The sequence below is a fragment of the Aurantimonas endophytica genome, assembly GCF_014196845.1.
GTDB lineage: Bacteria > Pseudomonadota > Alphaproteobacteria > Rhizobiales > Rhizobiaceae > Aurantimonas > Aurantimonas endophytica.
Window position 1 is genome coordinate 106,218 of record NZ_JACIEM010000002.1, and the last position, 12,850, is coordinate 119,067.

Below are 12,850 nucleotides of genomic sequence, written 5' to 3' on the forward strand. Positions count from 1 at the left end.
GTCACCATGCATTCCTCCACCACGACCAGACCGGCGATCGTCGCCCATCGGGGATTTTCGGCCGCGCATCGCGAGAATTCGCCCGATGCCTGGCGGGCCGCGCACGAAGCCGGCGCCGACGTCATCGAGGCCGACATCCGCATGACTTGTGACGGGACGCTCGTCTGCTGCCACGACGCCGATCTCAGGCGACTTGCGGGCCGTCATGAAACGATCGCGGATATCGACGCGGCAGACCTTGCCGCCGTGACCGTCGAAGGCTCAGCCGCGGCGCCGCCTTTGGCGCTGCTCTTCAGCGTCCTGCCGGCCGCGCAGGCGATCCTCTTCGACGTCAAGGACGAGCGGCCGGAAGTGCTCGACCGCCTCGCCGCGGCAGCGAGTGCCAGCGGTCGTGACACACTTTTCTTCGGTCTCCACGACATCGCCTCGGTGCGCCATGTCAGGGCCCGGACGAGCGCCACCATACTGGGCCTCTTGAAGGAGCCTGACGAGGAAGAGGCGTTCTTCGCGGCCGGCGGCACCATCCTGCGGCTGTGGGAGTGCGACGCGATCCCGGAACGCCTCCGTGCCGTCAAGGGCCGGAACCGCCGGGTCTGGGTCACCACGGGTCATCATCAGACCGGCCGCGACGTCGGCGATTTTGCACCAGAAGTGCTGCGCCGCATGGCCGCCGACGGCGCTGCCGGCTTCCTCGTCAACGATCCCGTCGCAGCGCGCGAGGCGCTTGCCGGCCTTCACTCGGAGCCAAGCGCATGAGCCAGGGCTCAACTCTCCTCGTCTGCTTCGACGGACTGCGGCGCGACCGTGCCACGGCCGAGCGCATGCCGAATCTTGCCCGCTTCATGGCCGGCGGCGTCGACATGATCAATTCGCGCAGCGTCTTTCCGAGCGAAACCCGCGTCGCCTCGACCAGCACCGTCACCGGCTGCGCGCCGGGCGAGCACGGGCTCGTCGCCAACCAGTTCATCAATCCCGCCGTCCTTGCGGACGGCCTCTTCAACACGGCAAAACGCGACAATCTGCTGCGCGCCGACGCGCTCGGCGTCCTCGTCGACCGCGAGAGCCTCGGCCAGCGTCTGGCGCGTGCCGGCAGGCGCTTCGCCGTCGTCAGCACCGCAACGCCCGGCGCGACCTTCATGATGAGCTACGGCGCAGGCAGTCTCGGCCAGCCGGTGTTCTCGGTGCACGCGGGGGTCGGCACCCCTGAGGTCATGAGGCAGGCCGAGGAGCGGTTCGGCGCGATCCCGGAAGGCGCGACGCCCAACACGGCGCGGATCGACTACGCGACGCGGGTCCTGACCGATCTCGTCTATCCGACTCACGGGCCCGATCTCGCGGTCTTCTGGATGTCCGATCCGGACATCACTTCGCACCGCTTTGGCATAGACGGCCCGGAGACAGTCACCGCGCAGCGCGGCTGCGATGACGCCTTCGGGCGCATCCTGGATTGGTGGCAGGCCGGCGACGGACCGGAGAACATCATGGTCATGTCCGACCATGGGCAGATCACCGGCGCAGGCCGCGTCGATCTCAAGGCAGCCCTGCCCGACCATGCGGACTATCTGGCGCCCGGCTATTTCTCCGGCCTGTATCTCCCGAAGCCCTCCCGCGAGACGATCGCGAAGAACGTCGGGGAACTGGCGGCCGAACCCTGGTGCGGCCTCGTCTTCGTCAACCTTCCCGGCGAACCCCATGCCACCGTGCCGGGTGCGATTGCGGCCTCGGCCATGGGCGGCGGCCATCCGCGCTCGGCGCCCGTCTCCTTCACGCTTCGCGCGTCGGCGGGCCTGATACCCGGCTCGGCGGAAACCTGCCTTTTCGTCGGTGGCATCGAACCCGGCGGCGGCATGCATGGCGGCCTTACCCGGGGCGAACTCTCGACCGTTCTGGCCGCGGCCGGGCCGGCGTTCCGACGTGACGAGCAATCGGCGACCCCCTGCTGGCTGCCCGACGTCGCGCCGACGCTCCTGACGGTCCTCGGCCTCGCCACCGAGGGGACCGGCGGCCGGATCCTGAGCGAGGTTCTGGCAGACCGCGACGGCGAGCCGGCGTGCGTCGAGCGGCGCACCCTCACGGCCTCGGTCGGTAGCCATGAACAGACCGTCGAGCAGTGGCTCGTCGACGGCCGGGCGATCACCGATTTCGGCTGGTCGCAGGGACCCGGAGACCTGATGCAATGAGTATGCGTTTCCTACTGACGAAACTGCTGCGTGCGTTCCTGACGCTCGTTCTCGCCGTCACCTTCGTCTTCGTCGTGCTTCGCATGTCCGGCGATCCGGTGACGCAGATGCTTCCCGACGACACGCCGGCCGCCGTCATTGCGGAGTACCGCGCGATGTGGGGGCTCGACCGTCCGCTGCCGGAGCAATATCTGCGCTATATCGGGGGCATCGCCCAAGGCGATTTCGGCTTTTCCTTCCGCGATGACCGGCCGGCCCTCGATGTCGTCCTGGAGCGCCTGCCCCTGACGCTCCAGCTGGGCCTCACGGCGCTCGGCCTGACGCTTCTCCTCGGGCTGGGCGCTGGCATCCTGGCGGCGCTGAACCGCGGCACGACGGTCGATCACGCCACCATGGCCTTCACCATCCTGGGGCATTCGATGCCGAACTTCTTCCTCGGCATCCTGATGATCCTGCTCTTCGCGATGACCTGGCGGGTCCTGCCGAGCTCGGGTGCCGGCAGCTTCGAGCACCTGATCATGCCGGCGGTGACGCTCGGCACGAGCTACGCCGCCACGGTCGGACGCTTCACCCGCTCCTCGCTGCTGGAAGTCCTGCACCAGCCCTTCATGCGCACGGCCAGGGCCAAGGGCGTTCCGTTCCGGCGCCGGATCCTGAACCACGCACTGCCGAACGCCGGCATCCCCATCGTCACCGTCGTCGGTCTTCGCGTCGGCGCGCTGATCGGGGGCGCCGTGGTTGTCGAACCGGTCTTCGCGTGGCCCGGCGTCGGCCAGCTTCTCGTCAATGCCGTGGCCTTCCGCGATCTCGCCGTCGTCCAGACGGTCGTGCTGCTGATCGCCTTCACCATGATTGCCATGAACTTCCTGGTCGACATCCTCTATGGCTGGCTCGATCCGCGCATCGGCGTCGGCCGGCGCGAGGCGCGGGCATGAGTGCCGTCACCGATCCCGTCACGCCGAAGGCCGGGACCAGGGCACGGCCTCGCCGGCGCCGACTGCCGATCGTCGTCTGCCTGTGCGGCGCCTGGCTCTTCCTCGTCCTCGTCCTTTCCCTCGGCGCGGACCTGTTCGCGCCTTACGGCTATGCCGAGCAGAGCCTCCTCAATCGGCTGAAGCCGCCGGCCTTCCTTGGCGGCGACCCAGCCTATCTCCTCGGCACCGACGGGCTCGGCCGCGACGTCTTCTCGCGGCTCCTCTACGCCATGCGCACCAGCGTGCTCATCGCGTTCTGCGGCACGCTGATCGGCTCCGTGGTGGGCACGATCCTCGGGTTCCTCGCCGCCCATTTCCGCGGCTGGTTCGAGGAACTCGTCATGCTCCTGGTGGATTTCCAGGCGTCGATGCCGTTCCTGATCATCGCGCTGGCGATCCTCGCCTTCTTCGGCAACAGTTTCGAACTGTTCCTCCTCGTGGTCGGCCTCTATGGGTGGGAGGTCTATGCGCGGCTGACGCGCGGGCTGGTCCTGCAGGCCAATGCGCAGGGCTACGCCTTCGCCATCCGCACCCTCGGCGTCCACCCGTTCCGCATCTACGTGCGCCACGTGCTGCCGAACATTCTCAGCGTTCTCGTGGTGCAGGTGACGCTGAACTTTCCCGAGATCATCCTTCTGGAAACCTCGCTGAGCTTTCTCGGGCTCGGCGTCCAACCACCGCAGACCAGCCTCGGCCTGATGCTCGGCGAAGGGCGGAACTACATCGCGACGGCCTGGTGGATGGCGATCCCGGCCGGGGTCGTGATCTTCCTGACGACGCTATCGGTCAGCCTCCTCGGCGACTGGCTGCGCGACCGCCTCGATCCGACACTGCGGATTGCAGATGCGTGAAGGCGGTCGCGAACGTGGACCTATGGCAGGAGCTTGACGACCTTGAGGGCACCCGGCCGGTTGTTTGGAAGTGGACCGGGGACACGTCGGGACTGCCTTGAATGAGGAAACCGACCGGCTGGCGAATGAAGAAGCACGGAGGTGGGCGGCGGCGCTCGCGGCCTAAAGCTCCTCGCTCCTCGCCCGCCACGTCTCGACAAGAAATGTGGACATGGCGCCGGCCAAGTTCACGACTAGCGCAGCGTGGCGCGGCAGGGGGCGAACCGGCTTCCGGCCTTGCCCGTGGGCGTCCCCTATCCGGTTCCTGATCGTCGCGAGACTATTCACGACCTGCTGACAATTGCCGAGGATCGTCCTGAACGTCTCCTCCGTGTGCTCTTAGGGCGCAAGGTTCAGAGCCTCCGCAGTCATCCGATAAAGCTCCGGCAGGTCCTCACTGTCGGCTTAAGGCACCCCTGCCTCGTCCAGTATGCGCTTGCAGACGGTCTCCAGGAGGCTCCTCGCCGCAGTCACGGCGCCCTCTGGATCTTGTGTGCGGCGATCGAGCGCCTTGGCCCAAGCCCGATGGACGCCCTCCGGATCGAAAGAAGCTAGCGTTTCCGCGACATGCTCGTCCGCTGGCGCGACTGCGGCGTCCTCAAGACGGTCCAAGAGGGGGCCGAAGCTCTTCCAAATATGCTCCCGCCTCGGCTGCCAGCTTGGGCTGAGACGCTGGAGGTCCCCTCTGACTGCCATCGGGTGCCGGTTTGTCCGGACTAAGTCGGGCAGTAGGTCCTTTGTCCGTGGATCGTTCATAAGCTCGCGTCGGAGGAGGGCGTAAGCCTCTTCCGACATTGCGCCGTCCGTCGCCTGAGCCACGATGCCGTTCTGAAGGTAGCGGACACGGTCCAGAAGTGACTCCGGAAGGTCGTCCATCTCTTCCGAAGCGTTCATTCCGTCCCCCGACTCGTCCAGCGCCTACTCTCGCCAGACGGAAGTGAACCGCAAGCCCCTCTGAAAATTGGTCGGAGATGTTGGTCGGAATGCTTTCGCCAGAGAAGTGGAAGAGAAAGCAAATTCAGTGGCTTGGCGGTCCTGGCAGGGAATGGCGGAGGGAGAGGGACTCACCTCGAACCTTCTCCAATTCGCTGGAGCGGTATCGCCTCACGGATCCGGTTCCGTTCCCGAGGCGATGCCGGCCGTCTCGTAGGGCCCCCCGAGCTGGGCCGACAGTTCCCGCCCCTCATCCAGCAGCGAAATCTGGATCCGGCTGACGAGTTCGGGTGAAACGGCTGACGGGACGGAGCCGGCGAGCGCGCCCCGCAGGGCGATTTCGCCCCGGCGCCATCCGAAGATCGACACTGCCGCGGCCGCGATTCCGGGATCACGTTCGCCAAACGAAAAGAGACGAAGCGCCATGCTCAGTCCGGGCGTGGCAGGGGTTTTCCCGTCGCCCCGGTTGAACCGCGTCAGGACGTGCCCGGCCGCGCCCATGGCCAGGGGACGCCGCTGGAATGACGCGCTACTCCGCCGCCACGCGCTTGTCTTTACGGTCGGAAAGAGCCTGCTTCGTTGCGTCCATGGCCGCTGCGACATGCGCCTCTGTCAATCGTCGCGCTTCCTGGGCGTCTCCCTTCCGCACCGCCTCCACGATGGCAGACAATTCGCCCACCATCCGGCCCGCTCGCCCTGGCTCCGACAGGGATGTGCCCCGCAGGAGCCGGATCTGTCCGTGAATGTTACGGAGCATTGCTTGAAGTACGGGGTTGCCTGAACCCGCCGAGAGGATCGCATAGAAGCGGTTCTTCGCCTCCAGAAGCCGCTCGGCCTCGTTCGCCTCGAACGCCGCTTTGAGGTCGCTGACAGCCCGGTAGAGCATCTCGCGATCGTCGGCCGTGGCATTGGCGACGAAGAGAAGGGCGGACAACCCTTCGAGCTCCTTTCGGACGGTGTAGATGTGGCCCGCCTCCTCCGGAGACAGGGATGTCACTTCGATCCCGCCTCTGGGCAATGCCCGGACCAGACCTTCGGACTGTAGCGAGCGTAGCGCCTCACGAACGAGGGGCCGACTGACATCCAGCGCCTCGCACACCGTCCGCTCCACGATGCGGTCACCCGGCCGCAGGTTCCCGATCTCGATCTCCGAGCGAAGGTAGACCTCGACCTGCCCGCGAACTGGCGCAGGATTGCGCTGAATGGCGGTCACCATGCCTCCTGAATGTTCATTGACGCTCCAATTTGATAGCTGATGTCATGTTGTCTGACAAACTGTTTGACTTGCGGAAATTGGTGGTCATGATCTCTTCACGCACCTCATATGACCGTCAGCCGACAGGAGTCTTCGCCCGGTGAGCCAGTCCGAAACTGCCGTAGCAGCGAAATCCACCACCCGGACCACACCGCCTGCCAAGCCCCTCGTCAGCCGGGATAATTGGATCAGGATAATCACGGCCGTCGTCCTGATCGGATCCTGGGAGTTCTTCGGACGCAATGCCAACCCACTTCTCGTCGCGCTGCCGTCGCAGGTTCTGATGGCGACCTGGGAAATGCTCCTGACCGGCGAGCTTATCGAGGCGACCATCGAAAGCCTTTCTGTCTTTGCGGCCGGATTCCTGATTTCACTGGTGCTCGGCATGGCCATCGGCATCCTGATGGGCACCAGTCGAACCGCCGAAGTCGCGCTCGACCCTTATGTCAATGCGCTCTATTCGATGCCCCTCATCGCACTGGTCCCGATCCTGATGCTGTGGGTCGGCGTCGGCTTCACCTCCAAGGTGATCATCGTCGTCATGTTCGCGATCTTCCCGGTGATCATCAACACGCTCGCCGGGGTGCGCAATGTGGAGAAGAGCTATCTCGACATCGGCGTTGCGTTCGGTGCGACCCGCTGGATGACTTTCACGGGCATCGTGATGCCTTCCGCCGTTCCTTACATCGCATCCGGCACGCGGCTCGCGGTTAGCCGCGGCATCATCGCAATGATCGTTGCAGAGTTCCTGACGTCGATCGCCGGTCTGGGTGGACTCATCATCAACTATTCGAACCAGTTCCAGACCGCCAAGGCCTTTGTGCCGGTCTTTATCCTCGCCATCCTCGGCAATCTGCTGACCCACGCCGTCAAGCTCGCCGAGGATCGCATGGGTGCCTGGCGATAGCCGATCCCGACAATTCGCAACGAAAGGAAAGCCCATGAAATCGATCCTCAAGACCAGCCTTCTCGCCTTTGCCCTGGCGACGGCCCCGGTGACGGCGGCCCTGTCCGCCGACACGATCAAGGTGGCGCTCCCGGCAAAGATGTTTCTGAACGTCGTCGAGTTCGTTGCGCAGGAAAAGGGCTTCTACGAAGCGGAGGATCTCGAGGTCGAGTTCACCCATATCGCAGACAGCTCGATTCCCGTCCGGACGCTGATCGCCGGAGACATGGACATCATTCAGGCCGGGATGGCCGAGACGCTCGTCGCGATCGGTCGCGGCGCCGAACTGAAGACAGTCGGCGGCATCCATAACGGGCTGCATTATGCGTTCTGGACGCGACCGGATGCCGGCATCGAGTCGATCGCTGATCTGCCTGGCAAGAACGTTGCAATCTCGAGCCCGGGATCCCTGCCGCACGTCGTGACGCTGGCGCTCCTGCACAAGGAAGGCGTTCCGCAGTCGGAGATCGACAAGATCAACTGGGTGTCGATCCAGGGGTCCAGCGGACGTGTAAACGGAGTCATTGCCGGCGCCGTCGACGCAACGGTCGCCTCCTATTCGCCTGAGGTTGAGCGCAGCGGTAACGCCAGCATTCTCGAAATCGTCGGGCCCGAGCTTCCGGACTACGTGATGATCCCGTTCGATACGACGAATCGGATGATCGAAGAGCGTCGCGATGTCCTGAAGCGCTTCATCAAGGCGCAGCTTCTCGCGACCCGTTTCGTCCTGGAGAACAAGGACGAGACGCTCGCCGTCGCCAAAGGCCACTTTGACTACTCGGACGAGGATCTCGACGCGTTCTATCAGTTCTACATCGACGGACGCATCTGGAATCCCAACGGCACCATTGCCCCGGAAGCGGCCGAGTACATGCAGGAGCTGAACGTCGAGTCAGGCCTGCAAGACGAGGTGCTGCCGGTCGAGGAGGTCCTCGACACCTCGATCGTCGAGGAAGTCATCGCGGAAATCGGTACCTACGAGAAATAGGCGAGCTAACAGGCAGGGAGCCCGTGATGTCTGCACTTTCCATAGAGCAGGTGACGAAGACATTCGTCGACAAGCGCGGAACGACGGTCGAAGCCCTTGCGGGCTTCGACCTCGACGTCCGCTCCGGCGAGTTCATCACCATCCTCGGCCCCAGCGGCTGCGGAAAGACGACGATGCTGCGCATTCTCCAGGGTCTGGAGAGTCGGTCCGGCGGACGGATATCGATCGAGGGACGACCGATCGACGGACCGGGACCCGAACGGGGGTTCGTGTTCCAGCAGTACGGGCTGCTTCCTTGGATGACGTGCGGCGAGAATATCTCGTTCGCGCTGAAGGCCCGGGGCGTCGAGAAGGCACGCCACGATGAGATCATCGCGACGTCGCTGGAAACCGTCGGTCTCGCGGCGTTCCGGAATCACTATCCGAGACAGATGTCGGGCGGAATGCAGCAGCGTGTCGGGATAGCGCGGGCTTTGGCGATCGATCCCGATATCCTGCTCCTCGACGAGCCATTCGGTGCTCTCGACGCGCTGACCCGCGAGATTCTCCAAAATGAGATGCTCTCGCTCTCCGAACGCATGAAGAAGACAATCCTCTTTGTCACGCACTCGATCGACGAGGCGATCATCCTGGCAGACCGGGTCGTCGTCATGTCGGCGAGACCCGGACGCATCGACCAGATCATTGATATCGACATAGAGCGTCCGCGGGCGGGCAAGGGCGAGAGCATTCGCGAGGGTGCGCGGTTTATCGAGTACCGGCGGCTTCTCTGGGATCTCCTGATGGAGAAGCACGCGGCATGACGGACGCTGTGCTTCGAGACCACGAGTGGCAGTACAATCCGAGGGTCTCGACCCCGGACGCCGACGGCTATCGCAATAGGGCTTCCGCGGCCTCGACCTCAATGCGGGCAAGACGACCGGATGCCATCTACGATATCCCCTACGGAGCAGGGGAAAACGATCGGCTCGACATCTTCCCCGGCGCTCCTGGAGGGCCCGCGCATATTTTCCTGCATGGCGGTTATTGGCGGGGACGCGACAAGGCCGACTACAGCTATCTGGCCGATACCTTCAACGCAGCCGGAATCTCCCTCTTCGTCGCCAACTACGACTTGTGTCCGAGTGTGAGACTGGCCGATATCGTTCGTCAGGCTCGCCTGTGCATGTCCGCGTTCCCCGCGGTTGCCGCGGATGCGGGATGCGACGTCGGGCAGTTGTCAGCTTCCGGTCACAGCGCCGGCGCGCATCTTCTCGCGATGTGCATGGTCGAGGGTGCCCGAATCCCGGTCGGGATGAAGAGCGTTACCCTCGTCAGCGGCATTTACGACGTCTCCCATGTCCTCGGCATCTCGATCAACGAGACCATCGGCCTGACGCAGGCCGACGTTCCCCCTCTGAGTCCCCTGCATCTGCCGCTCAATCGCGATCGCACGGTGGTCGACGTTATCGTGGGGGGAGACGAGAGTGCGGGGTGGATCGCCCAGTCGGCTCTCTTCGCCGAACGCTGCCAAAGGATTGGCCTTGATGCGATGCTCCTTGTGCGGCCGGGCGAGAACCACTTTTCCATCATGGAGAGCTATGGCGACCCCGGCCACGATCTGGCTCGCCGGATTGTCACGCTCTGCATCTGAACCACAGAGAATTCAATGATTCACGTATCAGAAGAAGACGCCCGTCGCGTGGTCGGGCTTCGCGCTGCCATGGATGCCGTCCGCAAGAGCTTTGTCGATCTCCACGAAGGTCGCTGCCGGCTCCTGCCGGTCGTCCGGGAAGGCCTTTCGAACCGTCTCGGAACATTTGGCGTCAAGTCGGCAGAGTATGACAGCCTCGGTCTTGTCGGTCTCAAGGCCGGCGGCTATTGGCCCGGAAACACCGGGAACGATACCCGGCTGACCAACCATCAGTCGACGACCCTTCTGTTCGACGCGACGTCCGGCCTGGCGCTTGCCTCGGTCGAGGCGAACTGGCTCACCGAGGCCCGCACTGCGGCAGCCGGGGCCGTGGCCATGGACGTGCTCGCCAGAAAAGACGCAGAGACACTCGGCATCTTCGGAACGGGCATGCAGGCTCGCAGCCAGATCGAAGCGGCGCTGCTCGCCCGGCAGTTCACGACGATCCGGATTTGCGGTCGCAATCCGGCGACAGCCAAGGCTCTTGCAGAAGCTATACGCGAAACGCATCCCGGGATCGAAGTCTTGGTGGCGGACGCGGAGGAGACCGTCCGCGGATCGGACGTGCTCATTACGGTGACCCCGTCGAAAGAGGCGCTTTTCCCGCCCGAATGGGTGCCCGATGGGCAGCACATCAACGCCATGGGAGCCGACACCGTCGGCAAGCGCGAGTTGCCAAGGACGCTCCTGGGAAGGGCGCGCCTCTTTCATGACGACTTGGGACAGTCGGAGATCCTGGGAGAGTTTCAGGGCTACAAGGATCACGCTGAAAAGTCGGTCTCGATCGGAAGCGTACTGGCGAATACCTTCGTCTTCTCGCGCGACGAGCGCGACGTGACCATATTCGATGGCACGGGTGTTGCCGTACAGGATATTGCCGTGAGCTGGGTTGCCTACAAGGCAGCTTGATCACCACCTGTGGATAGCTATGCCCGCTTAAGTTCAAGAAGCCTAAGACCCGCTGCTCAACTACTAATATATTGGCGGCGTATTTATCCACAGGACCCGCGTTTCCTCATCCGCGGCATTGCTGAAGCGATGAGGACGTCGGCTCTTGAAGGTGAAACTGTCTCCCGGGTAGAGGAGGAGGCGCTTCTCATCCACCCAAAGTTCGAGAGCGCCGCTCAGGACCACCCCTCCTTCTTCGCCGTCATGTGAGAAGACGTCGTCACCGGTCGACCCACCCGGCGACAGGACGATCATGAGCAACTCGAGGGTGCCGATCGGCTGGGGCGTCAACAGTTCCTTCACGAGGCGCTTCTCCCCAAAGTCAAGGGTCCGCCGTGCACTCTTGCGCACGACCAGCCCCGCTTCTTCCTCTGCATGAAGATCTTCTCGATCCACTGCAGGCATCTTGCTGTGATCGCTGAACAGCGTTCCGACGGGGATTTTGAGACCGTGACTAAGGGCATAGAGGGAGCGGACCGACGGCGACGTCAGACCACGCTCGATCTTGCTGATCATGCTGACAGACAAACCCGTCAACTCCGACGCCTGCTCCAGGCTCAGTCCCTGCTGCTTGCGGTGGAAGCGTACGCTTCGACCTACCGCCTCATCCGGCCGGCGCTCTGTAGTAACCATGTGAGCCTCTCTGAATCTCTTTGCCTTCCGCTTTGACAAGCTACAGGACAAATGACAAGATTTTTTGATTGCAAGTCAAAATTAGCCCCCCTAGGATTGGAACGTCATTCAAGGAAGCGCGCAATCGGATGAGCGTCGAGCACCCCAACTCGTTCTGGCGAGCCACTGCCAACAGCGGGCGGCAGTTCTCCGTCCTCGACAGCGACCGTAGCACCGAGACGTTGATCGTCGGGGGCGGCTTCACTGGTCTGTCCACCGCGCGTGAGCTTTCGAGCCGAGGAAGGGAATGTCTGGTTCTGGAGGCTCACGACATCGGCTGGGGGGCGAGCGGCCGGAACGGCGGCTTTGCCGTTCCTCGGTTCAAAATGAATTATTCCGCCCTGGCGCTGAAATACGGGCACGAGGTTGCCCACGCACTGTACCTCCAGGCTTTGGAGGCCGTCGACAGCGTCGCGGAGACCGTCGAATCCTACAAGATTGACTGCAGCTTTCAAAGAAACGGCCACCTGACGCCCGCTCATAACCACACGGCGCTGGCAGGCCTGCAGGCAGATGTCGATTGGTTGCGAAGTCGCGCCAGTGACAGCACCGCGAGGATCATGGGGCCGGATGAGACCTTCGAGGCCCTCGGCACCACGGTCTATCAGGGCGCCTACCTCGACCCCCGTGGCGCTTGCCTCCACCCCTTCAACTACACGCGCGGCCTCGCCCATGGCCTTGAGGCCCGGGGCGTTCCCATTCTGACAAATAGCCCGGTCGTGTCGCTCCACCGCGACGGCGATCGCTGGGTCGCCCGGACGCCAGCCGGAGCCGTGCGCGCAAAAAGTGTGGTGCTGGCGACGAACGCTTATACCCAGCCCCTCCTTCCCAAAGACGATCTCAGTCGCAGGGTTGTTCCGGTGGCCTCCTCGATCATCACGACGCGGCCGCTGAGTTCGCATGAGAGGAAAAAGACCCTCCCTTGCGAGTTGCCGGTTACGGACACGCGGCGCCTCGTCAGCTACTTCCGGATACTGCCTACGGGCCAGCTGATGTTTGGCGGTCGCGGCGACATCACCGGTCGCCGCGATGACCCGGCCGTGTACCGCACGCTCGAGCGCCAGCTGGCGCTGACCTACCCCCACCTGAAGGGCATCGAGATTGAGGAACGATGGGCCGGAATGGTCGCCGTCACGCTCGACTCCTTCCCCCACATCGGCAAGCTCGACGACAATGTCTTCTACGCATTGGGCTATGGCGGCCGGGGCGTTGCGCTGTCCAGCCTCATGGGCCGTCGTCTCGCGGCGCTCGTCTCAGGCGAGAGAATCCGTCCCGGTCCGATGGGCGATGACAACTTCACCACGGTTCCCTTCCACGCGTGGCGGCGGACCGGCATGCGGATCATGGCCCGCTATTACCAGATCCGCGACCGCTTTGAACGATAGGAAGCAG

Annotated in this window: 14 protein-coding genes and 1 pseudogene; 10 read left to right on the forward strand and 5 right to left on the reverse strand. The window is 63.8% G+C overall.

Going from position 1 to position 12,850, the window contains the following annotated elements; genetic code table 11:
• Positions 1 to 6 precede the first annotated feature (6 nt).
• From GGR03_RS08195 to GGR03_RS08210, 4 genes are read left to right on the forward strand one after another with little or no spacing between them, the layout of a single operon-like run.
• The gene (locus GGR03_RS08195) at positions 7 to 756 is read left to right on the forward strand and encodes a glycerophosphodiester phosphodiesterase (protein ID WP_183207163.1); all 750 of its coding nucleotides are present in this window, start codon (positions 7 to 9) and stop codon (positions 754 to 756) included.
• Positions 753 to 2,180: an alkaline phosphatase family protein gene (locus tag GGR03_RS08200; RefSeq protein ID WP_183207164.1), complete on the forward strand. Its 1,428-nt coding sequence runs from the start codon at positions 753 to 755 to the stop codon at positions 2,178 to 2,180. Before GGR03_RS08195 ends, GGR03_RS08200 begins: the two co-directional genes overlap by 4 nt.
• Positions 2,177 to 3,115 (forward strand): ABC transporter permease, encoded by a 939-nt coding sequence (locus GGR03_RS08205; protein WP_210292064.1) that lies wholly within the window; start codon positions 2,177 to 2,179, stop codon positions 3,113 to 3,115. The genes GGR03_RS08200 and GGR03_RS08205 overlap by 4 nt, the downstream gene beginning before the upstream one ends.
• Positions 3,112 to 4,005, forward strand: a complete 894-nt coding sequence (locus tag GGR03_RS08210; protein WP_183207165.1) for an ABC transporter permease — start codon at positions 3,112 to 3,114, stop codon at positions 4,003 to 4,005. Before GGR03_RS08205 ends, GGR03_RS08210 begins: the two co-directional genes overlap by 4 nt.
• A 162-nt stretch (positions 4,006 to 4,167) precedes the next feature.
• On the opposite strand, the pseudogene GGR03_RS24870 reads toward GGR03_RS08210, so the two are convergent.
• From GGR03_RS24870 to GGR03_RS08225, 4 genes and pseudogenes are all read right to left on the reverse strand, one after another.
• Positions 4,168 to 4,365, reverse strand: a pseudogene (locus GGR03_RS24870) (abortive infection family protein); the annotation flags it as partial.
• Positions 4,366 to 4,449: 84 nt separating this feature from the next.
• The gene (locus tag GGR03_RS24025) at positions 4,450 to 4,938 is read right to left on the reverse strand and encodes a hypothetical protein (RefSeq protein ID WP_210292065.1); all 489 of its coding nucleotides are present in this window, start codon (positions 4,936 to 4,938) and stop codon (positions 4,450 to 4,452) included.
• Between the two features lie 210 nt (positions 4,939 to 5,148).
• A complete protein-coding gene (locus tag GGR03_RS08220) occupies positions 5,149 to 5,478 on the reverse strand; it encodes a hypothetical protein (protein WP_183207166.1) in 330 nt (109 codons plus the stop codon).
• 28 nt (positions 5,479 to 5,506) lie between these two features.
• Positions 5,507 to 6,190 carry an FCD domain-containing protein gene (locus tag GGR03_RS08225; RefSeq protein ID WP_183207167.1) on the reverse strand — a complete coding sequence of 228 codons (684 nt, stop codon included), beginning with the start codon at positions 6,188 to 6,190 and terminating at the stop codon, positions 5,507 to 5,509.
• A 142-nt stretch (positions 6,191 to 6,332) separates the two neighbouring features.
• Between GGR03_RS08225 and GGR03_RS24730 the strand changes: the two genes are divergently transcribed.
• Genes GGR03_RS24730 through GGR03_RS08250 form a run of 5 tightly spaced genes read left to right on the forward strand, consistent with a single transcriptional unit; the run spans position 6,333 to position 10,747 of the window.
• Positions 6,333 to 7,139, forward strand: a complete 807-nt coding sequence (locus tag GGR03_RS24730) for an ABC transporter permease (protein WP_183207168.1) — start codon at positions 6,333 to 6,335, stop codon at positions 7,137 to 7,139.
• Between the two features lie 34 nt (positions 7,140 to 7,173).
• Positions 7,174 to 8,166 carry an ABC transporter substrate-binding protein gene (locus tag GGR03_RS08235; RefSeq protein ID WP_183207169.1) on the forward strand — a complete coding sequence of 331 codons (993 nt, stop codon included), beginning with the start codon at positions 7,174 to 7,176 and terminating at the stop codon, positions 8,164 to 8,166.
• A 26-nt stretch (positions 8,167 to 8,192) separates the two neighbouring features.
• Positions 8,193 to 8,969 carry an ABC transporter ATP-binding protein gene (locus GGR03_RS08240; protein ID WP_183207170.1) on the forward strand — a complete coding sequence of 259 codons (777 nt, stop codon included), beginning with the start codon at positions 8,193 to 8,195 and terminating at the stop codon, positions 8,967 to 8,969.
• A complete protein-coding gene (locus GGR03_RS08245; protein WP_183207171.1) occupies positions 8,966 to 9,799 on the forward strand; it encodes an alpha/beta hydrolase in 834 nt (277 codons plus the stop codon). Before GGR03_RS08240 ends, GGR03_RS08245 begins: the two co-directional genes overlap by 4 nt.
• A gap of 15 nt (positions 9,800 to 9,814) precedes the next feature.
• A complete protein-coding gene (locus GGR03_RS08250; RefSeq protein WP_343058683.1) occupies positions 9,815 to 10,747 on the forward strand; it encodes an ornithine cyclodeaminase family protein in 933 nt (310 codons plus the stop codon).
• Positions 10,748 to 10,810: 63 nt separating this feature from the next.
• On the opposite strand, the gene GGR03_RS08255 is transcribed toward GGR03_RS08250, so the two are convergent.
• Positions 10,811 to 11,419: a cupin domain-containing protein gene (locus GGR03_RS08255; RefSeq protein ID WP_183207173.1), complete on the reverse strand. Its 609-nt coding sequence runs from the start codon at positions 11,417 to 11,419 to the stop codon at positions 10,811 to 10,813.
• A gap of 128 nt (positions 11,420 to 11,547) precedes the next feature.
• Between GGR03_RS08255 and GGR03_RS08260 the strand changes: the two genes are divergently transcribed.
• On the forward strand, positions 11,548 to 12,843 hold the full coding sequence (locus tag GGR03_RS08260) for an NAD(P)/FAD-dependent oxidoreductase (protein ID WP_183207174.1): 1,296 nt from the start codon (positions 11,548 to 11,550) through the stop codon (positions 12,841 to 12,843).
• Positions 12,844 to 12,850: the final 7 nt, after the last annotated feature.

What these genes read in the sequence shown, in the direction of transcription:
- GGR03_RS08260 (WP_183207174.1), top strand. Translation starts at nt 11,548, where the DNA reads ATGAGCGTCGAGCACCCCAACTCGTTCTGGCGAGCCACTGCCAACAGC.
- GGR03_RS08220 (WP_183207166.1), bottom strand. Translation starts at nt 5,478, where the DNA reads ATGGGCGCGGCCGGGCACGTCCTGACGCGGTTCAACCGGGGCGACGGG.
- GGR03_RS08200 (WP_183207164.1), top strand. Translation starts at nt 753, where the DNA reads ATGAGCCAGGGCTCAACTCTCCTCGTCTGCTTCGACGGACTGCGGCGC.
- GGR03_RS08250 (WP_343058683.1), top strand. Translation starts at nt 9,815, where the DNA reads ATGATTCACGTATCAGAAGAAGACGCCCGTCGCGTGGTCGGGCTTCGC.
- GGR03_RS08235 (WP_183207169.1), top strand. Translation starts at nt 7,174, where the DNA reads ATGAAATCGATCCTCAAGACCAGCCTTCTCGCCTTTGCCCTGGCGACG.
- GGR03_RS08255 (WP_183207173.1), bottom strand. Translation starts at nt 11,419, where the DNA reads ATGGTTACTACAGAGCGCCGGCCGGATGAGGCGGTAGGTCGAAGCGTA.
- GGR03_RS08195 (WP_183207163.1), top strand. Translation starts at nt 7, where the DNA reads ATGCATTCCTCCACCACGACCAGACCGGCGATCGTCGCCCATCGGGGA.
- GGR03_RS08210 (WP_183207165.1), top strand. Translation starts at nt 3,112, where the DNA reads ATGAGTGCCGTCACCGATCCCGTCACGCCGAAGGCCGGGACCAGGGCA.
- GGR03_RS08205 (WP_210292064.1), top strand. Translation starts at nt 2,177, where the DNA reads ATGAGTATGCGTTTCCTACTGACGAAACTGCTGCGTGCGTTCCTGACG.
- GGR03_RS24025 (WP_210292065.1), bottom strand. Translation starts at nt 4,938, where the DNA reads ATGAACGCTTCGGAAGAGATGGACGACCTTCCGGAGTCACTTCTGGAC.
- GGR03_RS08240 (WP_183207170.1), top strand. Translation starts at nt 8,193, where the DNA reads ATGTCTGCACTTTCCATAGAGCAGGTGACGAAGACATTCGTCGACAAG.
- GGR03_RS08245 (WP_183207171.1), top strand. Translation starts at nt 8,966, where the DNA reads ATGACGGACGCTGTGCTTCGAGACCACGAGTGGCAGTACAATCCGAGG.